This window comes from Microbacterium sp. NPDC058021 (assembly GCF_042885955.1).
Lineage (GTDB): Bacteria > Actinomycetota > Actinomycetes > Actinomycetales > Microbacteriaceae > Microbacterium.
Genome location: NZ_JBHVRF010000003.1, coordinates 332,705 through 355,583, shown reverse-complemented (window position 1 = coordinate 355,583; position 22,879 = coordinate 332,705). Strand labels below are relative to the sequence as shown.

The 22,879-nt window shown below is 68.3% G+C and carries 25 protein-coding genes and 2 tRNA genes; 20 read left to right on the top strand and 7 right to left on the bottom strand.

Going from position 1 to position 22,879, the window contains the following annotated elements:
- Positions 1-8: 8 nt before the first annotated feature.
- The 4 genes from ACFVR6_RS08550 (at position 9) to ACFVR6_RS08535 (ending at position 2,576) form a co-directional block, all read left to right on the top strand.
- The gene (locus ACFVR6_RS08550) at positions 9-833 is read left to right on the top strand and encodes an inositol monophosphatase family protein (RefSeq protein WP_386961278.1); all 825 of its coding nucleotides are present in this window, start codon (positions 9-11) and stop codon (positions 831-833) included.
- Between the two features lie 147 nt (positions 834-980).
- Entirely contained in the window at positions 981-2,342 is a 1,362-nt protein-coding gene (locus tag ACFVR6_RS08545; protein WP_386961275.1) for a M23 family metallopeptidase, read from the top strand.
- Positions 2,343-2,406: 64 nt separating this feature from the next.
- A tRNA-Thr gene (locus tag ACFVR6_RS08540) sits at positions 2,407-2,478 on the top strand.
- Between the two features lie 24 nt (positions 2,479-2,502).
- Positions 2,503-2,576: transfer RNA gene (locus ACFVR6_RS08535), tRNA-Met, on the top strand.
- A gap of 80 nt (positions 2,577-2,656) precedes the next feature.
- On the opposite strand, the gene xerC is transcribed toward ACFVR6_RS08535, so the two are convergent.
- Together xerC and ACFVR6_RS08525 are read right to left on the bottom strand one after the other, a co-directional pair.
- On the bottom strand, positions 2,657-3,790 hold the full coding sequence (gene xerC, locus ACFVR6_RS08530; protein WP_386961272.1) for a site-specific integrase: 1,134 nt from the start codon (positions 3,788-3,790) through the stop codon (positions 2,657-2,659).
- Complete coding sequence (locus ACFVR6_RS08525) at positions 3,762-4,427, bottom strand: helix-turn-helix domain-containing protein (protein WP_386961269.1); 666 nt, start codon at positions 4,425-4,427, stop codon at positions 3,762-3,764. Before ACFVR6_RS08525 ends, xerC begins: the two co-directional genes overlap by 29 nt.
- Positions 4,428-4,523: 96 nt before the next feature.
- On the opposite strand from ACFVR6_RS08525, the gene ACFVR6_RS08520 reads away from it, so the two are divergent.
- The 3 genes from ACFVR6_RS08520 to ACFVR6_RS08510 all read left to right on the top strand — a co-directional run bounded on the left by ACFVR6_RS08520 (position 4,524) and on the right by ACFVR6_RS08510 (position 6,429).
- Complete coding sequence (locus ACFVR6_RS08520) at positions 4,524-4,730, top strand: helix-turn-helix transcriptional regulator (RefSeq protein WP_386961265.1); 207 nt, start codon at positions 4,524-4,526, stop codon at positions 4,728-4,730.
- A gap of 129 nt (positions 4,731-4,859) precedes the next feature.
- The gene (locus tag ACFVR6_RS08515; protein WP_386961262.1) at positions 4,860-5,702 is read left to right on the top strand and encodes a helix-turn-helix domain-containing protein; all 843 of its coding nucleotides are present in this window, start codon (positions 4,860-4,862) and stop codon (positions 5,700-5,702) included.
- Between the two features lie 520 nt (positions 5,703-6,222).
- The gene (locus tag ACFVR6_RS08510) at positions 6,223-6,429 is read left to right on the top strand and encodes a hypothetical protein (RefSeq protein ID WP_386961259.1); all 207 of its coding nucleotides are present in this window, start codon (positions 6,223-6,225) and stop codon (positions 6,427-6,429) included.
- Positions 6,430-7,120: 691 nt separating this feature from the next.
- Here ACFVR6_RS08510 and ACFVR6_RS08505 read toward each other — a convergent pair.
- Positions 7,121-7,837, bottom strand: coding sequence for a DUF3800 domain-containing protein (locus ACFVR6_RS08505; protein WP_386961256.1), 717 nt, complete (start codon positions 7,835-7,837; stop codon positions 7,121-7,123).
- A 181-nt stretch (positions 7,838-8,018) separates the two neighbouring features.
- Here ACFVR6_RS08505 and ACFVR6_RS08500 point away from each other — a divergent pair, with 181 nt between their 5' ends.
- Both ACFVR6_RS08500 and ACFVR6_RS08495 read left to right on the top strand, forming a co-directional pair.
- On the top strand, positions 8,019-9,554 hold the full coding sequence (locus ACFVR6_RS08500) for an AAA family ATPase (RefSeq protein WP_386961253.1): 1,536 nt from the start codon (positions 8,019-8,021) through the stop codon (positions 9,552-9,554).
- Entirely contained in the window at positions 9,520-10,383 is an 864-nt protein-coding gene (locus ACFVR6_RS08495) for an HNH endonuclease (protein WP_386961250.1), read from the top strand. The genes ACFVR6_RS08500 and ACFVR6_RS08495 overlap by 35 nt, the downstream gene beginning before the upstream one ends.
- Before the next feature lie 263 nt (positions 10,384-10,646).
- Here the strand turns inward: ACFVR6_RS08495 and ACFVR6_RS08490 are convergent, their stop codons facing one another.
- On the bottom strand, positions 10,647-11,702 hold the full coding sequence (locus tag ACFVR6_RS08490) for a zinc-dependent alcohol dehydrogenase family protein (protein WP_386961247.1): 1,056 nt from the start codon (positions 11,700-11,702) through the stop codon (positions 10,647-10,649).
- A gap of 202 nt (positions 11,703-11,904) precedes the next feature.
- On the opposite strand from ACFVR6_RS08490, the gene ACFVR6_RS08485 reads away from it, so the two are divergent.
- The 3 genes from ACFVR6_RS08485 (at position 11,905) to ACFVR6_RS08475 (ending at position 14,163) form a co-directional block, all read left to right on the top strand.
- Positions 11,905-12,465 carry a DUF1269 domain-containing protein gene (locus ACFVR6_RS08485; protein ID WP_386961244.1) on the top strand — a complete coding sequence of 187 codons (561 nt, stop codon included), beginning with the start codon at positions 11,905-11,907 and terminating at the stop codon, positions 12,463-12,465.
- An 82-nt stretch (positions 12,466-12,547) separates the two neighbouring features.
- Complete coding sequence (locus tag ACFVR6_RS08480) at positions 12,548-13,300, top strand: histidine phosphatase family protein (protein ID WP_386961241.1); 753 nt, start codon at positions 12,548-12,550, stop codon at positions 13,298-13,300.
- Positions 13,297-14,163, top strand: coding sequence for an NAD(P)H-hydrate dehydratase (locus ACFVR6_RS08475; protein ID WP_386961238.1), 867 nt, complete (start codon positions 13,297-13,299; stop codon positions 14,161-14,163). The genes ACFVR6_RS08480 and ACFVR6_RS08475 overlap by 4 nt, the downstream gene beginning before the upstream one ends.
- 6 nt (positions 14,164-14,169) lie before the next feature.
- Here ACFVR6_RS08475 and ACFVR6_RS08470 read toward each other — a convergent pair whose 3' ends face one another.
- On the bottom strand, positions 14,170-15,357 hold the full coding sequence (locus tag ACFVR6_RS08470) for a MalY/PatB family protein (RefSeq protein WP_386961234.1): 1,188 nt from the start codon (positions 15,355-15,357) through the stop codon (positions 14,170-14,172).
- A gap of 179 nt (positions 15,358-15,536) precedes the next feature.
- Here ACFVR6_RS08470 and ACFVR6_RS08465 point away from each other — a divergent pair, with 179 nt between their 5' ends.
- Positions 15,537-16,064 carry a hypothetical protein gene (locus ACFVR6_RS08465; RefSeq protein WP_386961231.1) on the top strand — a complete coding sequence of 176 codons (528 nt, stop codon included), beginning with the start codon at positions 15,537-15,539 and terminating at the stop codon, positions 16,062-16,064.
- Here ACFVR6_RS08465 and ACFVR6_RS08460 read toward each other — a convergent pair.
- Both ACFVR6_RS08460 and ACFVR6_RS08455 read right to left on the bottom strand, forming a co-directional pair.
- The gene (locus ACFVR6_RS08460; RefSeq protein ID WP_386961229.1) at positions 16,061-17,143 is read right to left on the bottom strand and encodes an ATP-binding protein; all 1,083 of its coding nucleotides are present in this window, start codon (positions 17,141-17,143) and stop codon (positions 16,061-16,063) included. The two genes, ACFVR6_RS08465 and ACFVR6_RS08460, sit on opposite strands and share 4 nt — an antisense overlap.
- 59 nt (positions 17,144-17,202) lie before the next feature.
- Entirely contained in the window at positions 17,203-17,562 is a 360-nt protein-coding gene (locus ACFVR6_RS08455) for a DUF7882 family protein (protein ID WP_386961226.1), read from the bottom strand.
- 184 nt (positions 17,563-17,746) lie between these two features.
- Here ACFVR6_RS08455 and ACFVR6_RS08450 point away from each other — a divergent pair, with 184 nt between their 5' ends.
- The 7 genes from ACFVR6_RS08450 to ACFVR6_RS08420 all read left to right on the top strand — a co-directional run bounded on the left by ACFVR6_RS08450 (position 17,747) and on the right by ACFVR6_RS08420 (position 22,713).
- The gene (locus tag ACFVR6_RS08450; RefSeq protein WP_386961223.1) at positions 17,747-17,875 is read left to right on the top strand and encodes a hypothetical protein; all 129 of its coding nucleotides are present in this window, start codon (positions 17,747-17,749) and stop codon (positions 17,873-17,875) included.
- Between the two features lie 54 nt (positions 17,876-17,929).
- Entirely contained in the window at positions 17,930-18,760 is an 831-nt protein-coding gene (locus ACFVR6_RS08445; protein WP_386961221.1) for an aldo/keto reductase, read from the top strand.
- A gap of 265 nt (positions 18,761-19,025) precedes the next feature.
- Positions 19,026-19,886: a DUF2510 domain-containing protein gene (locus tag ACFVR6_RS08440; RefSeq protein WP_386961218.1), complete on the top strand. Its 861-nt coding sequence runs from the start codon at positions 19,026-19,028 to the stop codon at positions 19,884-19,886.
- Between the two features lie 3 nt (positions 19,887-19,889).
- Positions 19,890-20,687 (top strand): sulfite exporter TauE/SafE family protein, encoded by a 798-nt coding sequence (locus ACFVR6_RS08435; RefSeq protein WP_386961215.1) that lies wholly within the window; start codon positions 19,890-19,892, stop codon positions 20,685-20,687.
- Positions 20,688-20,727: 40 nt separating this feature from the next.
- A complete protein-coding gene (locus ACFVR6_RS08430; protein ID WP_386961212.1) occupies positions 20,728-21,177 on the top strand; it encodes an FAS1-like dehydratase domain-containing protein in 450 nt (149 codons plus the stop codon).
- On the top strand, positions 21,174-21,575 hold the full coding sequence (locus ACFVR6_RS08425; RefSeq protein WP_386961209.1) for a MaoC/PaaZ C-terminal domain-containing protein: 402 nt from the start codon (positions 21,174-21,176) through the stop codon (positions 21,573-21,575). The genes ACFVR6_RS08430 and ACFVR6_RS08425 overlap by 4 nt, the downstream gene beginning before the upstream one ends.
- A 1-nt stretch (position 21,576) precedes the next feature.
- Positions 21,577-22,713, top strand: a complete 1,137-nt coding sequence (locus ACFVR6_RS08420; RefSeq protein WP_386961206.1) for a UDP-N-acetylmuramate dehydrogenase — start codon at positions 21,577-21,579, stop codon at positions 22,711-22,713.
- Positions 22,714-22,879 lie beyond the last annotated feature (166 nt).

The window sequence follows — 22,879 nt, the reverse complement described above, 5'->3', positions numbered from 1 at the left end:
TGGTGCGCATGGGTCTGGAGCAGCAACTCGAATCCCTCGCCGTCGATATCGCCCGCGAGGCCGGAGCCCTCGCCCGGGCGAGACGGGAGGAGGGCGTGTCGATCGCGGCGAGCAAGTCGGCGCTCGCCGACATCGTCACCGAGGCCGACCGTGAGGTGGAGGCGCTGATCCGCGCCCGCATCGCCGCCGCACGCCCCGGCGACGGGTTCCTCGGGGAAGAGTCGGACCCCGAACGCGGTTCGACCGGCGTCACCTGGGTGGTCGACCCGATCGACGGCACCGTCAACTACGCCTACGGCATCCCCTCGTACGCCGTCAGCATCGCCGCCGTCAGCGGCGAGCCCGACCCGCTCTCCTGGACAGCCCTCGCCGCCGCCGTGCATGCGCCGGCTCTCGGCGAGATGTTCCACGCCGCACGCGGCGAGGGGGCCTGGCTGGGCGAGTCCCGGCTTGCCGTGAATGCCGAGGTCAACCCGGCCGGATCGCTCCTGGCCACCGGCTTCGGCTACGACCCGGCCACCCACGGGCCGCAGCTGGCCCTGCTCGGGCGGGTCATGCCGCTCGCGCGCGACATCCGTCGCATCGGTGCCGCGTCGCTGGATCTCGCCTATGTCGCCGCAGGCCGCCTGGACGGGTACTTCGAGCGCGGACTGAATCCCTGGGATCACGCCGCCGGCGTGCTGCTGGTGCAGGAGGCCGGAGGTGTGGCTGTGGGGATGCCGGGCGACGCGCCGAACCGCGACATGACGATCGTCGGCAATCGGGCGCTGGTGCAACGCCTCGCCGACGTGGTCTTCGCAGACGACACGGCAGGCGACACGCAGGGCCGCTGAAACGGTCGAATTCGGGCGTGACAATCACCTCGCGCGCGGGGTAGTGTTTACCCGATCGTTACTTTCTCGGCCCGAACGAAAAGGTGACATCACCACCACCCGAAGACGTCCCTCGCCCCCCGAGCGGCCGACCCGAGAGCCCGCGATTTGACCATCGACGCCGACACGGCTGTTCCTGCGCCCACGCGCCGGTCCAGCCGCACCGTCGCCACGCCCCCGAGCGAGACGCCGAGCGCGCTCACTCGCGCGGAGCTTCGCCGTCGTGCCGCACGGCAGGCCGCTCAGCAGAGCGAAGCGGTGGAACTGGCCGCCCTCGTCGTCGCAGCGGCCGCGATAGAGCTTCCCGCATCCCTCACCCCGGATGCCCACCCCTTGACGTCGGCGACGGATGCCGCTAGTGACGCGGCCCCCGAGCACGTCGAGGCGCCCGTCGTCGAGACGCCCGTCGTCGAGACTCCCGCTGTCGTCGAGGTCGCGGCGCTGCCGCTGTCGCGCCGCGCCCGCCGTGCGACATCCGCCGCGCCGCTGATCGTCGAAGCCGCGCAGCAGGCCGAGACGCAACCCGGGGCGGATGCCGCCCCGACCACCGCCGCGGTGTTCGTCGCGACCGCTCCTGCGCTCGAGGCATCGGCCGCCGCATCGGTCCAGAGCCGGCACGACGATTTCGAACAGGCTGCCCGCTTGTTCGCCTTCAGCCCCGCAGTCGCCGCCCCGACCGCTCGCACCGAGCCCGAGCAGCAGACCGAGTGCGCGCTGGTCCGCGCGCAGCCGCGGCCGCCGCGCTGGGCTTCCGCCCGCAAGCGGCTGGCCGCCGCGTCCGTCTCGATCGGCGCCATGGGCGTCGTGGGGTTGCTTGCGGTCGGAATGACCACCCCCGCCGGTGCCGTCGGCGCGAGTGCAACCAAGGGCAGCGCCGCGACGACCTCGCTCGCCGCGGCGGCGCCGTCGGGCGAGGAAGAGATCCAGGCGTTCGTCGCCTCCTCGACGGTGGGCGATGTCACGCTCAACCGCGACGAGAGCTACTCGACCGCGACGATGTCGGATCTTGCCGCAGCATCGGGCGTGCGCAACTTCGACAACTCGTTCATCAACAACCCGAACTCGCCCGTGCAGTGGCCCTTCCCCGTCGGGGTGCCCTACACGTGGGGCTTCGAGATGCGCGACGGCAGCCTGCACCACGGCATCGACTTCGTGCCCGGTCAGGGTGCCGAGATCCACGCGATCGCCGACGGCACGGTGCGGATCGCGACAGAGTCGGGCGGCCTCTACGGCGTGCACGTGGTCATCGACCACGAGATCGACGGTGAGCTCGTCTCGAGCCACTACGCGCACATGGAGTACGGCTCGCTGCGGGTCAAGACCGGCGACACCGTGAAGGTGGGCGAGGTGCTCGGAACCGTCGGCGACACCGGATACTCCTTCGGCGCGCACCTGCATTTCGAGGTGTGGCAGAACGGTACGACCAAGATCGACCCGCTTCCGTGGATGAAGGAGCACACGGCGGGGTGACCCGCGTTTCAGAGGAGGCGTTCGCTCTGATATCCTCTTCTAGTTGCCTGCTTGCAGGCAGCACGCCCCGATAGCTCAGTGGCAGAGCACTTCCATGGTAAGGAAGGGGTCGTCAGTTCAATCCTGACTCGGGGCTCGCAGTATCCATCGGATGCATCGCGGCAGGGTAGCTCAGTTGGTGAGAGCGCACGACTCATAATCGTGAGGTCGCGGGTTCGAACCCCGCTCCTGCTACAGAAAGCCCCGGAATCTCAACGATTTCGGGGCTTAGCTGTTGTCGGCGACTGCGCTCTCCCCGCACAAACCCCGCAGATTCAGAAGCCCAGCACCAAATCAAGAGCCTCTGAGGCTCGGGTGCCGCCCACGGTCTTCGACATATACGTGCCCATGGTGAGCGACGGGTCGCTGTGCCCTAGGTACTCCGCGATGTCGCGGGGGGTGAGGCCTGCCTGGTCCAGAGCCGTGGCGACTGTTTTGCGGAATGAATGGAAGCTGTAGTCCCCGAGGTTGAGCCGGACGCGCGCGGCCGCCCAGTCTCTTGCTGTGTTGCGCGGGTCGCGGATGTTCCCGAGAACGGTCGGGAAGACGAGGTCGTGGGGATTCGGCCCGATGCGGAACCGACGATCGCCCAGGATGCCCACAAGCGCACCGGGGAGCTGGATACGTCTGGTGCCAGCCTCGGTCTTGGTGTGCTCCTGGCGGATGACGCCACGCCCGGTTGCGCGCACGACGTTCGCTCGAATGGTCACCGCGCCTGCGGAGAGGTCCACATCGCTCCAGGCCAGTCCGCACGCCTCACTGATCCGCGCGCCGGTTCCGGCGACGAAATCGATGAGGTCAACCATGTCCAGCTGCTGCAAGCGTTCGTCTGCGCGCACACTCTCAAGCAATCCGGCCAGTGCCTCGAGCGGCACGGGTGACGCGCCCGTCGCCCTCGCTCTCACTGTCTCGAGCTCCCGCACGGGGTTGTGGCGCACGGCATCTGCGCGCGTTGCGAGGCCCATCATGCCGGAAAGCACAGCGCGTACGGTCTTCGCGCTACCGGGGCCGATGTCGGCCGTGACAGAGTCCAAAAAGCGCTGCAGGCGGTCCGGCGTGGCCTCGGAGACGGACAGGTCTCCGATGCGGGGAGCGATGATCTTGCGAACGCAACGCTCATACGTCTCCAGGGTCCGGGGAGCGCGGTCTGCCTTGGCGAGGAGGAAGCGCTCGCCAAGGTCTCGGAGGCGAGTTTCGCGGCGCACCTCCACCGCGCTCGACGCCTGGATATCCGCAAGCGCCTGCCGCAGATTGGCCTGAGCCTTGGCCTTGGTCGGCGCAAACCGTTCAACCTGTCGGAGCTTGCCATCGTCGAAGCGATGGCGGGCGCGTGCTCGCCATTTTCCGGGCGTGACCTCCGAGAGGTGGATGGTCCCGTGGCTACTCAGCGGTGTCCGTGGTCGAGCCATCAAGGTGCCTTTCTAGTTCGAGAATCAATTGACGAGTGATGTGCCCACGAGCCTGGGGTGAGCCTGTCGTTGCCCGTTTGGCGGCTTCTTCGTCGAGTGTTTGTCCCCAGATTTGCTGGGCCCAGTCGTTTACAACGGAGGCTTCGACGCCTAGCCGCCTTGCCGCGCGTCGCTCAGCGAGGGTGGAGGTGTTATCAGCGGTTGGTGGGGCGGGTGCCGGAAAACCGAGCCGGTGGACGCTCGCCTGCGCGACCCCGTGGGGGCGGTCGGTGCTCGCGAATCGAGAGTCATTCGGGAGGGTGGACGCCATGTCGAGGTTCGCGAAGTCGCCCGAGATAAAGCTGCTCAGGTCGCCAACGCTGATGCTCCATCGATCGGTGATCGGGATATCAGCGTGACCTGCCAGATCAGACACCGAGACACGGTAGCCCTCACGTTCGTTCGAGAGTGCAGCGGCCACGCACAGCAAGACCGGCAGTGTGATGCGACGTTCTCCACGCTCCAGTTCGCTCACACGTGACGTCGTCCACGCGAGGCCGTACGCACGCGCCTTGCGCGCTAGCTGATCCTGGGAGAGCCCCAGCTCCTCGCGTGCTTTGCGTACGGCGACTCCGACTGCACGGCTATCAAGTGACATGGCACGAGCATACATGAATGAAGTAACCACCCATTGGAAACTTCTGATAGCGTCCTCAAGTAGCCAATATCTGGTTACTTCAGAAAGGAGCACGTTATGTCGGCAGTCACGGTCGAACTCCCGGAGGTCGCAACGCGGTCGCAGGTTGCGCATTACACGCAGACGTCGGTGCCCACACTTGCGCGTTGGGCGACTGAAGGAACCGGTCCGAAGGTCACCAAACTCGGACTGCGAGCGGTCCGCTATCGGCGCGAAGACGTCCTCGCCTGGCTGCAGCAGATGGCGGAGGCCGGTGACCGCTGAGCGCGCAGGCAGGGGCGGACGGGGATTCCGCCGTGATCGGCCGAAGACTCGCGTGGTGAGCACGTTGGTTGCCCGTGCGTCGCGCCCGGGGTCGGGGGCGTGGCGCGCAAAGAGGATTGGAGGACCGCAATGTCGTCGCATGCGATGAGCGATCTCGGCGATGGCCTGGTGAGGTGGGCGCTCGGTGCGGAACTGACTGAGCGAAGTCCCAGCGTCGGGCCGGATCGGGCGAGTCGGGTACTGGTCGCCCTCGCGCTCCACGCCGACCCGACTGGGGTCGCCTGGCCGTCTGCGGCCACTCTTGCAAGCATGCTTGGGGGTCTCCAGCGACGCGACGTGCGGAACGCGCTGGAGTTGCTTGAAGCGAATCGTTTGATCGAACGGGTGGCTACGGCACCCACGGCCCGTAGGTCCATCACGTGGCGGATCCTTGCGCCCGACGTAGCCTCGTGGGCATCCAATCGGCGCGCGCAGGATGTGGCGGGGTATCCCGCCACTGCGCCCAGCGGAACCTCGGAAACGTTGCGTAAGAGCGTGGCGGGGTATCCCGCCACCGAGGGCGGGTCGCATGTGGCGGGGCATGTGGCGGGGCGTGTGGCGGGGCATGTGGCGGTATACCCCGCCGCGAAGGAAAGGGAACAGAACTCTCTGGGGGATGACGTGGCATCGGCGTCGATTGGCGCTAGGACGAGCCGTGCCTGCACGCGGCACGCACACTGGGCGCACGATGAGCCGTGCCGCGCGTGCATGGTTGACCGGAACGCAGAGAAGTCGCGAGGGGCCGCCCAGCACCTGGGCAGGACCGATGGCTTGCGTACGGGGCACCGTCCGCTGGCAGAGGTGTCCGCGGCCGAACGGGCCATGATTGAGGACGCCTTGCGGGGATACCGCTGCGACCTCCCTGAGCATCTGTCGATCGCGTTGGTTGAGGCGCGGCTCGAGCGCGATCTTCTGACGCCGGTGGGTGTCTAGCGACGGGGACTTGCGACGCGGCAGCGATGGCGAGCCAACACGAAGGCAGATCGGCCCAGTACAACGTCGGGCGCGGTGACCCGCGCCGGTTGCACCGAGCGCTCTACGAGGAGGGGGTAGCACCCCGCCCCCCTCCTCGCCCCCGGCCCGCAAGCGTTCTGCCTCTCTCCCCGCGCGCGGGTTCAGGGGGTAGTGGCAGCGGGTGAAGGGTTCCCGGCGACGCGCTCAGGAGGCTTGTGCGGCCACGCGATCCACGCCCACATCGGAGGTCGTTCTTGCGTGCCATTCGACGGCATGCCGCCCGTACGCCTGCATCGGTGGCATGAATGGCGGTTCTGCTCGAGCACTTGCTGCCGCTTCTCGTCCGTGACGAGCGCGATCCCATCGGCCAGGTATCCCTTCCCCGGCCGAGCTCAAACAACCCCACGTCGGTACGAAGCACATTCGTTGATCAGTGCCCGCGTGCCATTCGTCGTGCTAAGGCAGGGGCAGTGTCCGTGGGGGGCCGTACGTTAAGGGCATGACTAACGATTACGCAACTGCATGGGACGCGCTCGCATCGGCGATCGGTGCGGCAAAGGGCATGTCAACTGGAAACGTCACGAGTGTGGAGCACATGACCGTCGACCAGCAGCTGAAGGTGGCGGAGGTCGCCGCGCTGCTTTCCATCTCTCAGGAGCTTTCGCAGATCCACCACGATGGCATCGCGGAGCATCGCGCGCGGTAGCGACATGCATCGCTCCCCGGCGAGCCCTAGCGAGGTGCTGGCCCGGACGGCCGGTCCGTCACAACGTGCCCGGATCGCCTGGAGACGGCATTGTGCCCAGAAACACCAACGAGCACGTCACACACGCAAACCCCTTACCCGTCGACCGGAGCACCGTCCCGCACCCCGGGCATCGTGGCTGCGCGACGTCGTCGAGGTCCATGGAGGAACGCTACGCTCCGTGCGAGGACGTTTCGAGGGGATTCCGAACCATGACGCACTGTGTGCCAGGGCGCGAATGCCGATGCTGCGGCGTCGCTACGCCCTTCACCGGTACCGCACGACCTGTCGTGTCAGATGAACTTCCGGGCATCGACGGCTCACTGTGTGTGCCGTTGCGCACCGACGGGGCCGGACGCCCTGCCCCCTCCGCGCGTAGCCCGCAAGCGTTCTGACGCTCGCCGTGCGCGCGGGTCTGCGGGGTGGTGGGAACTGCGCAGGACCCGGTGGTGACCCGCGGGTGCGTGTTCGGCTGACGGCACGAGATCGTAGATTCCGAGAGTTGACTGAGCTGCGGATACCGGCGAGCCAGCTAATTGCGAGCCGCCAAATTGGCTATTTGAGCCGAGGAAGCGGGATGGTATCGTGAGGTCATGACGGGCCGCTGGAACGTCATCCGCCTGAGGCCCCGCTGAGCGGGGCCTTCAGTGCGTTAAGGGGTCCATACGTGCTGGCCTTTGAGGCATGGGATCGCGAGGTTACGGATGCGCTCCACTTCCGCGACCGTGCGCGGATGCGCGCTCGCGAAGCCGTACCGCTTGCGCAGATAGATGTAAGTGAGCATGTCCGATGCCTGCAACGGTCGATGCTCACGGGAGTCGACCCAGTCAAACGGGCGCTCGATGCGGTCGAGCGCAAGGGCCTTCCAACCAGGTGTGCGGCCCACGTCCTGCCACTGCTGTACCCGCGCCTCGTGATGGGCCTGGTCCGGTACTTGATCCGCGATGATGGTGACACGAGACCCTCGCTCGGCCGCATACTGATCGACCAGTTCGAGCGCGTACTGCAATGAGATCTCGTGTGGGGGCCACGGGTCGACATATCGCTTCGCGAGTCGGTCCACACGGCTTACCCCTCCGATGAACCACGCCCCTCCCACGTTCGCTATCTGTGCGATCGCCCGGCGGTATAGGGCGAAGGCAACGGCTTGCTTGTTCCGAAGGCATGACCACTCTTCGGATCTCTGGAAGAGATTCTGCCCGTGGAACTCTGCAGTGAGTGGAACTTCGGGGTGCGCGCGATTGGTCTTCCAGAGCACGTCGTCCAGCGCCAGGCGGATCCTGTCCACCTGCCGTGCATCGAGGACTAGCGCACCCACCAGGTGCACCTTGCCCTCTATGTACGACTCGTCGATGTAAGCGAACAGCACGGCCCCGAGCATAGACAGTCGACGCCCGGCGTGGGAATTAGGACGCAGACCTGAGCGCAGAGCCTTCGCAGCCGCATCGGGGATGGCATACTTGCGCTGAACTTATGCACAGTCAGCGTTTCGCTGGCCACATCTGGGCCCGAAGAGGCGAGTGCGAGTCTGACAACGCAGTTGGGGGAACATGCGCTTTTACGTGGAGTCCGGTCACGCTCCCGATCCCAACCATCGGGGGGCTGTCAGGCTCACCCGTCAGGACTGGGACGATTGGTTCAAGTACGCGACGCTCTACTCGGTTGAGTACATAGACGCGGAAGGTCGAGAGCACTATGTAGGCAACACGAAGATCGGTCGCTTCGGGCTAAAGCCAGCCCGAGCGAGGGATGCGGGGCCAGGCGAACGCACGCCAGCGCCGCCGTCCGCTTTCGATCGACTCCCCGCTGACTTCTTCTCACTTGGGCAGGATCCCTCGTACTACGAGGATCTCACCAAGCTGGGCGGTCAAATCAGGGAAGCAGTGTTGCTGGGGCTTCGCGACATCGCCCACGATCCCGATCTACTTCGACAGGCTGAGTCCGAGGACGTCACGCGCGTTTCACTCCTACGAACGGTGCCGTTGCCGACTGTCCGCGACCAGTTCGCGCGCCTGGCGCGCGGTGGAGCACGTCTTACCCCCTACGAACTCTCCTACTCGCTCAAGTACTCCAAGCCGAAGCCGGTGCGAATCGAGTTCTCGGTGACTCCGGGGGCGGTGCCCCCGACGAACGTTCATGTCCTGATCGGGCGGAACGGGGTTGGCAAAAGCACGTTTCTCAACCGTCTCGCAAAGCACCTGGTGCAGAAGGAGGCGCGCGATGCCCCTGATACTGACGCAGAGAGCGCGGCGCTCGCCAACTTGGTCTCTGTATCGTTCAGCGCGTTCGACGAGTTTGAGCCTATTCCTGTGCCCCAAGACCGGACGAAAGGGCTTACCTATCACTACGTAGGGCTGAAGAAGATCGGCGGGAAGAAAGACGATCCGTTCAAAAGTCACCAGGCCTTAGCGTCGGAGATGACTAGGAGTGCGAAGCTCTGTCTCGACCGGGGCCGTCGCCAGAGGTGGCTCGACTCCCTTCGCCTTCTGGAATCAGACCCGATCTTCGGTGCGGCCGGCATCGCGGACACCATCGAAGAGGGGGAGGACGAAGCTGAGATTCTTGATTACATCTCAGACCGATTCCGCTTGCTCAGTTCGGGTCACAAGATAGTCCTGCTCACGATGACTCGGCTCGTCGAGACTGTCGAGGAGAAGAGTCTTGTCTTGCTCGACGAACCCGAGGCACATCTCCATCCGCCGCTTCTCTCAGCGTTCGTGCGCGCCCTGAGCAGTCTCTTGATCGACCGCAACGGCGTGGCAATCGTCGCGACGCACTCACCCGTGGTGCTGCAGGAGGTGCCGAGGTCGTGCGTGTGGCGCCTCGACCGAAACGGGAAGCAATTGTCGCTGGCCAGGCCGACCATTGAGACCTTCGGGGAGAACGTGGGCACCCTGACGAACGAGATCTTCGGGCTCGAAGTAATCTCGACCGGCTTCCACGGCGTGCTTGAGGAGGTCGTTTCGAGAGCCCGGACATACGAAGCGTCGATCCAAGAACTCGACGGCCAGGTCGGTGCAGAGGGTCGCGCGATTCTGCGGGCTATGGTGAATGCGGCTATCGAGGACACCAATGTGGCGCATTGATCGTCCGGCGATCACCGTTCACGACGTTGCCACGCAGTGTGCAGCCGGCGTGCGTGACAGTGCGTTTGCTCGCCGCATCCGGAGTTCTCGCGCGAATCTCACGGCCAACAGCCTCCGACTCTCGGCTGCTCACGACTCCGACCGCTTACACGATCTCGATCCTGATCATTTCGAGGTGTCAGATCTGACTGATGCGGAAATGAAAAAGATCTACAAAACGCAGCTAGCCCGCAGTGGGCGGCCAGCGCGCTCGAGCTATGACGAGCTCATATCGGGCGCTCTGCGAAATCTGTGCACGTACTGTCAGTATGGGGTGGCTAACACCCTGGATCACTTCGTTCCGAAGGACGTGGTTGCGGGCCTCGCAATCGAGCCGCTGAATCTGATACCGGCCTGTAGTCGATGTAATCACGTGCTTGGCAGTAGCGTCGCGGACGGCTACGACGACCAGTTTTTGTACCCGTATGGGGCCCCGTCGCTAGGCCGGTGGCTCTGGGCCGAGCTCCTGGAGACCGAGCCGGTGAGCGTGCGCTTCGTCGCGCGTCCCCACCCCGGACTAGCACCCACTGTGCAGTCGAGAGTGACGTTTCAGTTCAGACAGTTGAAACTTGGGCAACTCTTCGCGGTGGTCTCGGCGACCGACTTGGCGGAGATGCGTGAGACGCTGACGGCCAACTTCTCCGATGGGTGCGCTGACGATGTCCGAGGGCACCTCCGCGACACAGCCAGAATCCTGTTCGGTGTGGACGAGAACAACCGTCGTGCAGTCCTCTTCGAAGCGCTCGCAGACAACGATTGGTACTGCGAAGGCGGCTACTCGTCCCTGTAGTGCGTTGCGGGCGCCAGCCTGCTCACGTCCAGGCCACCACTTGACCACCCCGCATAAACCCCGCGTATTGCTCAAGCATCCGTGCACGTCGACGAGTTCTCAAGAACTGTCACCGTCAGACTATTGGGCGCGTTGACGTCGCATGCGTTCTCGTGAAACCAGCCGACGCCTAATCGTGAGGTCGCGGGTTCGAACCCCGCTCCTGCTACAGACGAAGAACCCCCGGCTCACGCCGGGGGTTCTGTCGTTCCGGTGCCGCGGGCCTACGCCGTGATGAGCACCTTCAGAGCCTTGGTCTCGGCGGCGCGCCCGAACACGTCATAGGCCTTCTCGATCTCGGCCAGCGTGAATTCGTGGGTCACGAACCGTGAGGCATCCAGCTTGTGCTGCTCGACCAGCTTGAGCAGCGTGTCGGTCGTGTTGGTGTTCACGAGCCCCATCGTGATGGCGATGTTGGCGATCCACAGGCGGTCGATCGGCAGCTCGACGGGCTTGCCGTGCACCCCCACATTGGCGACGACCCCACCGGGACGCACGATGTCGATCGCCGCGGCGAAGGTCGCCGGGATGCCGACCGCTTCGATCGCGACGTCGACCCCCAGTCCGTCGGTCATCGCCATCACCTGGTTGCGCCAGTCGGCCTCCGATGACAGCACGCCGTCGGTCGCGCCGAACCGGCGGGCCTGCTCGATGCGGTTGGCGTCCAGGTCCATCGCGATGATGCGCGACGGTCCGTACAGCCCCGCCGTCGCGATCGTCGCCAGGCCCACGGGCCCCGCCCCGATGACCGCCACGACGTCCCCCGCCTTGACCTTGCCGGCGAGCACGCCGATCTCGTGGCCGGTGGGGAGGATGTCCGACAGCAGGATCCCCTCGGCGTCGGTGACGGAGGCGGGAACCTTATAGAGCGAGTTCTCGGCATACGGCACCCGCACGTACTCGGCCTGCGTTCCGTCGATGAGGTGGCCGAGGATCCACCCGATGCCCGAGGCGCCCTCGGGCGCCAGGCAGTGGGAGTACACCTGCTTGCGGCAGTAGGCGCAGTGACCGCACGCGCTGACGCACGAGATGATGACGCGGTCGCCGATGGCGAGGCCCTCCACCGCGGCGCCCACCTGGGTGACGGTGCCCACTCCCTCGTGGCCGAGGACGCGCCCGTCGACGACAGCGGGCACATCGCCCTTGAGGATGTGGAGATCAGTGCCGCAGATCGTCGTGGAATCGATCTTCACGATGGCATCCGTCGGGTTGGTGATGACGGGATCGGGCACGTCCTCCCACGCCTTGTTTCCCGGTCCGTGGTAAACGAGCGCCTTCATGGCGGCCTCCTATCGTCGGTGTGCCCATGATCACCCCGCACCGGGTGGCGCGGAAGGCCCCTTGTCGCGCCACGAGGGTGCGATTAGCGTCGGCCGGACGACAGTGTGCAGCAGCGGACGCTCAAGGGCGCCTGGTGGTGCATCCCGAACGCTGCCCGCTGTGGAGCGTCGCTGTGGGTGGCTCGATCAAAGGTAGGAACCCATGGCTGATCTGATCGTCATCGCCTTCGACTCGGAGTCCGACGCCGAGGCGGCGTACAACACCGTGCAGCAATTGCAGGACGACCTGGTGGTGCAACTGGCCGGCCTCGCGCTGGTGAAGGTGAACAGCGAGGGGAAGACGAGCGTCGAGTACCCGGGCGGTGTGGCGAACATCGGGTTCGGCGCCGTCGGTGGAGCCCTGTTCGGCACGCTCATCGGGATCCTCTTCTTCGTCCCCGTCGCCGGTCTCGTCGTCGGCGGACTCGTCGGTGCCCTGTTCGCGGGGCTCGACAAGGCGGGGATGGACTCCGAGTTCCGCGGCCGCGTGCAATCGGCGGTCTCCGCCGGCAAGTCGGCGGTCGTGATCTATGCGACCAAGCTCACCGCCGACAAGTTCGCCGCGGCGTTGGCGCCTTTCCACGGCACGATCATGCAGACCTCCCTCTCACAGGAGGCGGAGCAGGAGCTCGCGCACGACCTCGCCGCCGGGGCAGAGACCCCGGCCCCGACGCCCGCGCCCGCGCCGACGCCCGGCCCGCCTCCGACGAACACCGCCGGCTAGGACCTGTGGGGCGCTCGCTTGCAACGAATGCGGGCGAGCGCAACCCCGGGTCTTTCCGGCCGGCGGGTTCTAGGGTGGGCGGATGCCGGTGAAGACTCTGTGGCTCGTACGACACGGCGAGAGCGTGGGAAACGTGGCGGCCACGCGCGCCGAACGCGAAGGCCTCGAGCGCATCCCGCTCGACATCCGCGACAGCGACGTTCCCCTGTCGCCCACCGGCCGGGACCAGGCCGCTGCCCTCGGCGAGTGGCTGGCCGAGCAGCGGGCGGGCATCGGCACCTACTGGGTGTCGCCCTACCTCCGCGCCCGCGAGACCCTCGCCATCGCGCTGGGCGACGACCCGGCCGTCGTCCTGGTGGACGAACGGCTGCGCGACCGCGAGCTCGGCATCCTCGATCTGCTGACCACCCGCGGCGTGGCGCGGCTGCACCCGGAGGAGGCGGAGCGCCGCCGGCACCTCGGCAAGTTCTACCACCGGCCGCCGGGTGGGGAGTCGTGGGCCGACGTCGCCCTGCGGCTGCGCTCGTTCCTGGGCGACCTGTTCGCCGGCCCCGGGGAATCGGCGCTGATCGTCGCCCACGACGCGGTCGTGACGCTCATCGCATCACTGCTGCGCAGCCTGCAGGAGCAGGAGCTGCTGGAGTTCGCCGCGGCCAATCCGGTGCTGAATGCCTCGGTCACGCACCTCGAGTTCACCGGTGAAAGCTGGGAGATGCCCGCCTTCTCCGACGTGCGGCACCTGCGCGAAGAGGGAGCCACGGTCACCGTGCACCCCGGCACCCCCGAGGTGGGGGATCCGCAGGCCGCGGACGCCGAGCAGGACCCGGCGCGATGAGCCGCCGACCGGAGCCGGTCGACCCCGAGCCGGTCACCGGCGAGGTGCTCGCCCGGTGGGGGCTGCCCGACCCCGGTGCCGACAAGAAGGCGCGCGGCGATGTCATCGTGGTGGGGGGATCCCGCCGCACGCCCGGGGGAGTGATGCTCGCGGGGGAGGCGGCGCTGCGCGTCGGCGCGGGGCGGCTGGGGGTCTTCGTCCCGGGCTCGATCGACGCCCAGGTCGGCATCGTGCTGCCCGAGGCCGCCATCTACGCCCTGCCCGATCGTGCCACCGACCCGTTCGAGGAGCCTGATCGGCGGAAGATCGCCGCAGCCGACGCTGTGCTCGTGGGTCCGGGCTTCGACGACGCCGACGAGACCCGCGACACCCTGCTCGCCATCGCCGACGCGGGACCGGCGTGCCTCGTGCTCGACGCCTATGCCCTCGGCATCCTGCCCGGCGTCGATCGGGACCGGCTGCCGGACGGGCTCGTCCTCACTCCCAATCGTGAGGAGCTCGCCCTTCTGCAGGGTCAGGCGCTCGGCGACGACATCGAGGGCGACCTGACGGATGCCGTGCGTGACGTCGCCCGCCGCCACAGAGCCGTCGTCAGCTGCTACGACCTGGTCGCCGACCCCGAGGGCGCCGTCTGGCGCATCGACGGCGGTGGCCCGGGGCTCGCGACCTCGGGGAGCGGCGACGTGCTCGCCGGCGCCGTCACCGGCTTCGTCGCGCGCGGCACCGGGCTGGCGCGCGCCGCCGTGTGGGGCGCGTGGGTGCACGCCCGCTCCGGCGACCGCCTCACTGAGCGGATGGGACTCGGCTTCCTCGCGCGCGAGCTCGTGGCGGAGCTGCCGCTCGCCGTTCTCGACGCCGACTGACGCCTGTTACGCCGCCGACTCGCGCGCCGCGGCGTCGGCCTCCAGAGCGGCCGCCATACGCTCCACGGCCTCACGCAGCAGCGGGCGCGGCAGTGCGAACACGAAGCGGGTGTGACCGCGGCCGGCTTCGCCGCACGCGATGCCGTCGGTCATCGCGACACGCGCGTGCTCGCGGAACCACTCGCTCAGGTCGCCGTCGAGGCCGTAGGCCCGCAGGTCGATGAGGGCGATGTAGGTCCCCTCCGGCACGGTCATGCGCGCCTGCGGCAGCAGCTGCGCCACCAGCTCGGCCAGCAGACGCCGATTGCCGTCGAGGTACGCCACGACCTCCTCGAGCCAGGGCGCGCCCCCGGTGTAGGCGGCGGTGTTCGCCAGCACGCCCAGGGTGGCGGTGCCGTGGCCGGCCCAGAACCCGAACTCCTCCCACGCCGTGGCATCCGCGTCGCTCGAGAGGATGACCTGCGCGCACTTCAGTCCGGCGAGGTTCCACGCCTTCGAGGCGGATGCCGCGGTGAGCGTGTGTGCTGCGGCGACGTCCGAGATCGACGCGTAGGGGATGTGCTGGGCCGGGCGGTAGACGATCGGTGCGTGAATCTCGTCGGAGAACACCCGGCCACCGGCGGCGTCGACCACCGCAGCGACGGCCTCGAGCTCCTCCCGCGTGAACACGGTGCCGAGCGGGTTGTGCGGGTTGCAGAGCACGAGCAGGCCGCCGCCGTCCTCGAACGCGCGGGCGATGCCGTCGAGATCCATGACCATGCGGCCGTCGACCTCGATGCTCGGCACCTCGATGACACGGCGGTCGTGCATGGGCGGCACCGACAGGAAGGGCATGTACGCGGGGGTGGGGACGATGACGGCGGATCCCGGCGCGGAGAACCGCTCGAGGGCGAGTTCGAACGCGGCGATGACGTCGGGCACGTGGTGCACGCGCTCCGGCGGCACCGCCCAGCCGTAGCGGTCGGCATACCAGGCGGCGGTCGCGGCCGACAGGTCGGCCGCGGCCTGCGCCGGCAGGTAGCCCGTGGCGCCGCGGTCGAGGGCACCGGTGATCGCGTCGCGGATCGCGGGCGCGACGCCGAAGTCCATCTCGGCGACGAACGCGCCGATGGCGTCGGGGAACATGGTCCACTTCAGGCTGCCGTTCTCACGCAGCTGCGCTTCGGTGAGGGCGTCGAAGTCGATCGATGGCACGGCGGTTCCTTTCGCATGCGAACGCCCCCGCCGACGGATCGGATGTCCGGCGGATCGATGCGGGGCATCCGCAGTGAGTCGCTTCCAGCGTCGCACACTCCGGGGACGCCAGATCGGTTCGGCGCAGCGCAGACCCTCGACCGCTTGCCCGATGCACAGCGCCGATGCCATCGTGACCTATGAGCACCGCGCCCCTCCCCGCAGACGTCGCGACCCATGCCCGCAACGCGATCGCCTGGGCGATGCGCCGGGTCGGGTCGACCGCGTACGCCACCCGCTGCCTGGCGTTCGTCGAGGATGCCATCGAACGCGCGAACGCGCTGGAGCTGTTCGGCGGCGACGATGCCCACGAATCGGCCGAGCTCTACGACGCCGCCGCGAACACCGGGGTGCCGCCGGCGGGTGCCTTGGTGTTCTACGACGCGTTCGGCGAGCTGTTGAGCACCCACCGCAACTGGGGTCATGTGGGACTCGCGCTGGGCGACGGCGACGTCATCCACGCGTGGGACCGCGTGCGCGTCGACGGCTATCGCGGCCTGGCGGCACTGACGCCCGCCCCGGGTTGGGAGTCGCCGCGCTTCGTGGGCTGGGCGCCGCTGGCTCGCGTGCTCGAGGGCAGCATCCGTCGGGAATGGCCGGCCGACGACGACCCCGCCGAGACGGCGAGCAGGATGCAGACCGACCGGTTCGCCCCGCGTTCTGGCTAACGCACCTCGATCGCCACGTCGTTGCCGCCCTCTTGCGTGAGGCGCGCGCCCACCTGCACGATCTGCGCCTGCTCGGCGAAGCCGCCGGCGAACAGCGCCTGACCCTGACGGAACGACGGCGCCTGGGTGAGCAGCTCGTCGGGCGCGTAGCCGAGCTGGCGGCCGAGGTCGGCGACGTCGGACAGCGAGCTCATCTTCATGAGGGCGAGGTTGTCGCACTGCGACAGCGCGTTGGGGTGCACCTTCGACGGGCGTTGCGTGGACAGCAGCAGCCAGATCCCGTACTTGCGGCCCTCTGCCGCGATCTGCACGATGCGCTCGGTGAGCAGGCGGTCGACCTCTGTCACCGGATCGGGGGAGCACAGGTTGTGTGCCTCGTCGATGACGATCAGGCGACCGACCCGCTCGTTGCGGTTGTTCCACAGGTGATCCAGCAGCGCGAGCGCCGCGGCCTTCGGCTCGAGGGGGGTGGAGAAGCCGCCGAGGTCGATGACGGTGGCATCCGCCCGCTCGTCGACGACGTCGATCAGGTCGCGCCCGCCCCAGGCCCACACGTCGAGGTCCGCGATGCCGAGGTTCTCCAGGCGCATCGCGAGGCGATGCCATGCCGGGTCGTTCTGCTCGCGCAGCCACTGCACGAGGTGCCCGCGCAGATCGGTGTGCACGAACGACTCCAGCCGCAGCATGGCGTTGTAGTCCTCGGGATCGATGATGGGGTCGATCTTGAGCACGGCGGCGCGCGCCTGCAGGGTCATCCCCAGAAACCTCACCCGCAGGCGGTCCTCTTCGGGTCCGTCGAGCCGGAGCACGCGGATGTCGCGTTCGCGCCACAGCGCGGCCGATTCCGGGGGTGCGGTGTCGCGCAGCTCGCGCAGCCGCACGAAATCGGAGTTCGGGTCGAGCACGACCACCGGCAGCCGCGTGTCGAGGATCAGCTGCTCCAGCAGCACCCCGAGCGCATAGGTCTTGCCCGATCCGCTCTGGCCGCACCAGAAAGTGTGCCGGTTCAGTTTCTTCGCGAGAACGTGGGCGGGGACGCTCGAACCGAATCGAGTACCGATGGTGAGATCGTTCGACATGACCGCAACCTAGCGGCCGTCGGCCCCCGGCACCATGGTGGATGCCGGGGGATCGAGGGTCAGGCCAGTGCCGAGGACGAGCCCTGGCGGGCGTCGTCGGCGACGTCCATCGACTCGGTGTCGAAGTGCTCAGCGATGAGCATGATGCCGCCGGACGAGCTCGCGCTGCTGGCGAGCTCCTCGACCCAGCTGCGGCTCAGCTGCGCGGGCTCGGGGTCGTCGAAGACGAACCGCAGCGGAATGGACGGGTGGATCCAGACCGTGCTGCGACCGCGCGGCTGGTCGTCGGGGTGGCGCCAGGAAACGGTGAAGCTCTCACCTCGGCGCAGCTTGGTCGCGATCACGACCTTGAGGTGGGCCAGTGCCCGGTCCTCGATGTGGACGGCTGTAGATTCACCGCCGTAATACAGGGTTCCCATGAGGCTTACGCTTCCTTCTGGCTGAGGTTGTTCACCACGTTGAGAAGGTGGCGTGCAGCATTTCGCAGTCTACCTCTTATGCCTCTCTGCGGGTCGGCGCAACCTCTCCCGCACATTCCGCGGCGCGGCATACATTGCGTGCATGGTGTTTCTGTTGGTTGGCGGACCGAGGGCAAGACAGCTCGTGGACGACCTTCCCCGGGGCTACCGCCGGGTGGATCCGAAGTCGGGGTCGGGGGTGGTGACGCTGCTGGAGGACCTCGTCGTGGAGGAGGCCGTGTGGACGGGCAGCTCCGCGTACTCGCTGGCTTGACGCGCACCCCCCACCGAGCGTCGCCGGGTGCTGCGCCCATGCCAGGCTGGGCGCATGACAGTTCCCACCCTCACGCTCAATGACGGCCACACCATTCCGCAGCTCGGGTTCGGTGTCTTCAAGGTCGACCCCGCCGAGACCGAGCGCATCGTCACCGACGCGCTCGAGGTCGGCTACCGCCACATCGACACGGCAGCGGTCTACGGCAACGAAGAAGGCGTCGGCCGCGCGATCGCGGCATCCGGTATCTCCCGCGATGAACTGTTCGTCACCACGAAGCTGTGGAACGCCGACCAGGGCACGCAGTCGGCCTACGACGCGCTCGCGACGAGCCTGGACAAGCTCGGCCTCGACCGGGTCGACCTGTACCTCATCCACTGGCCGCGCCCCGACCTCGACCGCTACGCCGAGTCGTGGCGTGCGCTCGAGCAGCTGCGCGACCGGGGACTGACCCGCTCCATCGGCGTCTCCAACTTCCACCGCTCGCACCTCGAGCGCATCCTCGCCGAGTCCGACACGGTGCCCGCGGTCGATCAGATCGAGCTGCACCCCGCCTTCGCGCAGCGCGAACTGCGGGCGTTCACCGAGCCGCTCGGTATCCGGACCGAGGCATGGGGGCCGCTCGGTCAGGGCAAGTACGACCTGTTCGGTGAGCAGGCGATCGCCGGCGCCGCTGCCGCCCACGGCGTCACGCCCGCCCAGGTCGTCATCCGCTGGCACCTGCAGCAGGACATCATCGTGTTCCCGAAGTCCAACTCCCGCGCGCGCATGGCCGAGAACTTCGACGTGTTCGGGTTCGAGCTTTCGGCGGCCGAGATGGCGGCGATCGACGGCCTCGACCGCGGTCAGCGGGTGGGGGCGGACCCCGACCTCGCGACGCACTGAGCGAGCGGACCGAAAACACGGCCCGGGCGGTGAGCCCGGGCCGTCTTCCTGGCGGGGTGACCCGAACACCGCACAACCAGGGTGGAGCACCTCAACGGTAACGCCGGGATGCCGGAGAGCGCTCGAAGGGTGAGAACACTCTCACCGGAGAAGTGTGGATGCCGTGCCCGAACGACCCCGGTGGGAGGGCCAGGGCGAGGGCTAGGCTGATCCGGCGGCGGCATCCGTCGTCCGGGAACGGTCATCGCACACGCGAAGGAACGCCATGAGCACAACACCTCCGGGCTGGTACGACGACGGCAGCGGGACCCAGCGTTGGTGGGACGGTGAGGCGTGGACCGATCAGGTGCAGGCCGGCTCCGCCGACGACTCCCCTCCCGCGGCAGAAGCCGGCTCCGCCGCGCCCGCCGAGCCGGGCAGTCCTACGGCTGCCGAGGCGCTCGCAGGTCTCGACCCCGCCGCGGCCGCAGCCGCCGGCATCGCCCCGACCGGCGCCACCCCCGACACCCCCGGCTACCCGGCACACGCGGCCTCCGGTGCCCCGGTCGGCGCCTACCCCGGTGGTTTTCCGGGCGAACCGGCAGCCGGCGCCGCCGATGGGCGCGCCACCTATCAGGAAGGGTCCCCGCAGCCGGCGGCGAAGTCGAAGCTCTGGATCGTGTTCGCCGTGCTCGGCGTGCTCGTGGTCGCGCTCATCGTGCTGGCGGCGGTGTTCATCCCGCGTCTCATCGGCCAGATCACCGGCGGCGGCTCCCCGGCGGGCAGCGACGCGGAGCGCGCGGCGGTGGAGGTCGTCGAGCGGTACGACGACGCGTGGGACGACGCGGACTGCGACCTGTACTTCGAGACCACCACCGAGGGGTATCGCCAGGCGCTGGGGATGACCGACTGTGCCGCGTTCGAGTCGACCGCGGAGGTCTTCGACGAGTCGACGGACGAGTACGAGATCGAGGTCGACACGGTCGAGCAGACCGGTGAGAACATCACCGTGTTGACGACCGAGCGCTACCTGAGCCTCGTCGATGAGAACGGGGACCCGCTTCCGACGCCCGACCCGATCGCCGAGCCCCTCCAGTACACCCTCGTCCCCGCGGCGGGCGGCTGGGCGATCGACAACGTCCAGTAGCCGATGACCACTCCTGCTCCCCGCGCCGAGCGCAACGCGCGGTTCATCCTGTCGTGTCTCGGCGTCGGCCTCGCGGCCGGCCTGCTGTCGGGCTTGTTCGGCGTCGGCGGCGGCACCGTCATCGTGCCCTTGCTGGTGCTGCTGCTGCATTTCGATCAGCGGCTTGCGGCGGGCACCTCGCTCGCGGCGATCGTGCCGACGGCGACGGTCGGTGTCATCTCCTACGCCGTCAACGGCTCGGTCGCGTGGATCCCGGCGCTCATCCTCGCCGCCGCGGCCGTCGTCGGCGCACAGGTGGGGGCGCGGCTGCTGGCGCGGCTGCCGCAGAACGTCCTGCGCTGGGGGTTCGTCGGGTTCCTCGTCGTGGTCATCGTGTCGCTGTTCCTCGTCGTGCCGTCGCGTGACGCCGAGCTGACGCTCACCTGGCTCACCGGCACGGGGCTCGTGGTGCTCGGCTTCATCACCGGCATCCTCGCGGGCCTCTTGGGCGTCGGCGGCGGAGTCGTCGTCGTGCCCGCTCTCATGCTGCTCTTCGGCACCAGTGACCTCATCGCCAAGGGCACGTCGCTGCTCATGATGATCCCGACGGCGTTGTCCGGGACCATCGCCAACGTCCGCCGGGGCAACGTCGATCTGCTCGCGGCGGCGCTCGTGGGGGTCGCCGCGTGCACCACCACGGCTCTCGGGGCGTGGATCGCGACGCTCCTGGACCCGTTCACCGCCAACGTGCTGTTCGCGGTTTTCCTCACCTTCATCGCCGTGCAGATGGCGTTGCGGGCGCTGCGGCCGCGCCGGTCGTGAGACCGCGAACGCCCGGGGCGGCTGTGCGAGGATGGAACGCGTGTCCGTGAATCCCGAGCTCGTCGGCCGTGTCTTCCCGCCGACGCCGCCGTACCTCGTGGGGCGTGAGAAGGTGCGCGAGTTCGCGCGTGCCGTCTTCGCCACCGACCCGCAGCACACCGACCCGGCCGCCGCGCAGGCGCTGGGCTACCCCGACGTGGTCGCGCCGCCGACGTTCGCGATGGTGGTGCAGGACCTGACGCTGCAGCAGCTGCTGGCCGAGCCGGATTCCGGCATCGCGCTGGAGCGCACCATCCACGCCGAGCAGCGGTTCCGCTACACGCGGCCGATCGTCGCCGGCGACGAGCTGACCGCGACCCTCACCGTCGCCACGGTGCGCCCCTTCGGCAAGGGCGCCATGGTCACCAGCGAGGCGGAGATGACCGATGCCACCGGCGCCCACGTCGTCACGGCGATCTCGGTGCTGCTGATCGGGGGAGAGGACGCATGAGCGAGCTCACCGTCGGAGACGTCGTCGCCCAGCGCACCGTGCACCTCACGCGCGAGTCGCTCGTGCGCTACGCCGGAGCGTCCGGGGACTTCAATCCCATCCACTACCGCGACGATGTCGCCGCCCGCGTCGGGCTGCCCGGGGTGCTCGCCCACGGCATGCTGACGATGGGCCTGGCGGTCGAGACGATCGTGCCGTGGCTCGGAGATGCCGGGCGCATCGTGGAGTACGGCGTGCGGTTCACCCGGCCGGTCGTCGTCGACGCCGAGGACGGCGCCGACGTGGAGGTCACTGCGACGGTGGGAGCGGTGGACGCGGACGCCGCGCGCATCGATCTCACCGTGACGAGCGCCGGGACGACGGTGCTCGGCAAAGCCCAGGTGCGCGTGCGTCTCTGACATGCCCGACATCACACCCCGGCCGATCGCCGACCTCACCACGCTGCGTGCCGGCGGCATCCCCCGCCGTCTCGTCGACGCGCGGACCCGCGACGAGCTGATCCAGACCATGCGGAGCCTGTGGGCCGACCGCGAGCCGTGGCTCGTCGTCGGCGGCGGCTCCAACCTGCTCGTGGCGGACGAGCCCTTCGAGGGCACGGTCGTGCTCGTGCGCACGCAGGGCATCCAGCGTCTGGCATCCCCCCGCGAAGGCTTCGTGCGACTGCGCGTCGAGGCAGGGCACGACTGGGACGAGCTGGTGTCGTACGCGGTGGCGGAGGGGCTCGCCGGCATCTCGGCGATGTCCGGAATCCCCGGCACCGCCGGCGCGGCGCCGATCCAGAACATCGGGGCGTACGGCCAGGAGATCGTGCAGACCCTCGTCGAGGTGGAGCTGCTCGACGAGGCCACCGGTGAGCTCGTCACGGTTCCCGCCTCCGAGCTCGGGCTGGGATTTCGCACCTCGGTGCTCAAGGACCACTACGGCATCGGCGCCGAGCGCCACGGCGTCATCGTGTCGATCACGTTGGAGCTGGCCGACGTCGGCCACGGCGATCTGCCGGTGCGCGGCGCCCAGTTGCGGCAGGCGCTGCGCCTGGCCCCGGATGCCGAGGTCTCGCTGGCCTGGACACGCGAGACAGTGCTGGCCACCCGACGCTCGAAGGGCATGGTGCTCGACGACGCCGACCCCGACACCTACAGCGCGGGATCGTTCTTCCAGAACGCGATCGTCTCGGCCGAGTTCGCCCGCACCCTCCCCGCGGAGTGCCCGCGGTGGCCGGTCACCCCTGATGTCCCTGCCGTCACCGTGATTCCGCTGGACACCTTCGACGGCATCGTGCCTCCGCCGGTCGTGGCGGAGTCCGACGTCAAGGTCAGCGCGGCCTGGCTCATCGAGCATGCCGGCCTGGGCAAGGGCTTCCGTCTTCCCCGCTCACGCGCGGGGCTCTCGACCAAGCACGCGCTGGCGATCACGAATCGCGGTTCGGCGACGGCCGCGGAGATCGCCGAGCTCGCCCGGTTCATCCAGCAGCGGGTGCAGGCCGAGTTCGGTCTCATCCTGCAGCCCGAACCGGTGCTGGTCGGCATCCAGCTCTAGCCGCCGCCCGCGGCATCCACCCTCACCCCGTGAGACACCACTTTCCGGCTGAGACACCACGCGGGGCGGTGGGTGTCAGCCGGGAAGTGGTTTCTCGCCGCGATGACGGCGCGCGGACAGCACCGCGGCGCGCGCGGCGCGCGGACGTGACCGCGGCGCGGTGACG

Coding starts and splice junctions, on each gene's coding strand:
- ACFVR6_RS08550 (WP_386961278.1), top strand. CDS start 9: ATGGGTCTGGAGCAGCAACTCGAATCCCTCGCCGTCGATATCGCCCGC.
- xerC (WP_386961272.1), bottom strand. CDS start 3,790: ATGGCTCGACCACGGACACCGCTGAGTAGCCACGGGACCATCCACCTC.
- ACFVR6_RS08525 (WP_386961269.1), bottom strand. CDS start 4,427: ATGTCACTTGATAGCCGTGCAGTCGGAGTCGCCGTACGCAAAGCACGC.
- ACFVR6_RS08520 (WP_386961265.1), top strand. CDS start 4,524: ATGTCGGCAGTCACGGTCGAACTCCCGGAGGTCGCAACGCGGTCGCAG.
- ACFVR6_RS08515 (WP_386961262.1), top strand. CDS start 4,860: ATGTCGTCGCATGCGATGAGCGATCTCGGCGATGGCCTGGTGAGGTGG.
- ACFVR6_RS08510 (WP_386961259.1), top strand. CDS start 6,223: ATGACTAACGATTACGCAACTGCATGGGACGCGCTCGCATCGGCGATC.
- ACFVR6_RS08500 (WP_386961253.1), top strand. CDS start 8,019: ATGCGCTTTTACGTGGAGTCCGGTCACGCTCCCGATCCCAACCATCGG.
- ACFVR6_RS08495 (WP_386961250.1), top strand. CDS start 9,520: ATGCGGCTATCGAGGACACCAATGTGGCGCATTGATCGTCCGGCGATC.
- ACFVR6_RS08490 (WP_386961247.1), bottom strand. CDS start 11,702: ATGAAGGCGCTCGTTTACCACGGACCGGGAAACAAGGCGTGGGAGGAC.
- ACFVR6_RS08485 (WP_386961244.1), top strand. CDS start 11,905: ATGGCTGATCTGATCGTCATCGCCTTCGACTCGGAGTCCGACGCCGAG.
- ACFVR6_RS08480 (WP_386961241.1), top strand. CDS start 12,548: ATGCCGGTGAAGACTCTGTGGCTCGTACGACACGGCGAGAGCGTGGGA.
- ACFVR6_RS08475 (WP_386961238.1), top strand. CDS start 13,297: ATGAGCCGCCGACCGGAGCCGGTCGACCCCGAGCCGGTCACCGGCGAG.
- ACFVR6_RS08465 (WP_386961231.1), top strand. CDS start 15,537: ATGAGCACCGCGCCCCTCCCCGCAGACGTCGCGACCCATGCCCGCAAC.
- ACFVR6_RS08460 (WP_386961229.1), bottom strand. CDS start 17,143: ATGTCGAACGATCTCACCATCGGTACTCGATTCGGTTCGAGCGTCCCC.
- ACFVR6_RS08455 (WP_386961226.1), bottom strand. CDS start 17,562: ATGGGAACCCTGTATTACGGCGGTGAATCTACAGCCGTCCACATCGAG.
- ACFVR6_RS08445 (WP_386961221.1), top strand. CDS start 17,930: ATGACAGTTCCCACCCTCACGCTCAATGACGGCCACACCATTCCGCAG.
- ACFVR6_RS08440 (WP_386961218.1), top strand. CDS start 19,026: ATGAGCACAACACCTCCGGGCTGGTACGACGACGGCAGCGGGACCCAG.
- ACFVR6_RS08435 (WP_386961215.1), top strand. CDS start 19,890: ATGACCACTCCTGCTCCCCGCGCCGAGCGCAACGCGCGGTTCATCCTG.
- ACFVR6_RS08425 (WP_386961209.1), top strand. CDS start 21,174: ATGAGCGAGCTCACCGTCGGAGACGTCGTCGCCCAGCGCACCGTGCAC.
- ACFVR6_RS08420 (WP_386961206.1), top strand. CDS start 21,577: ATGCCCGACATCACACCCCGGCCGATCGCCGACCTCACCACGCTGCGT.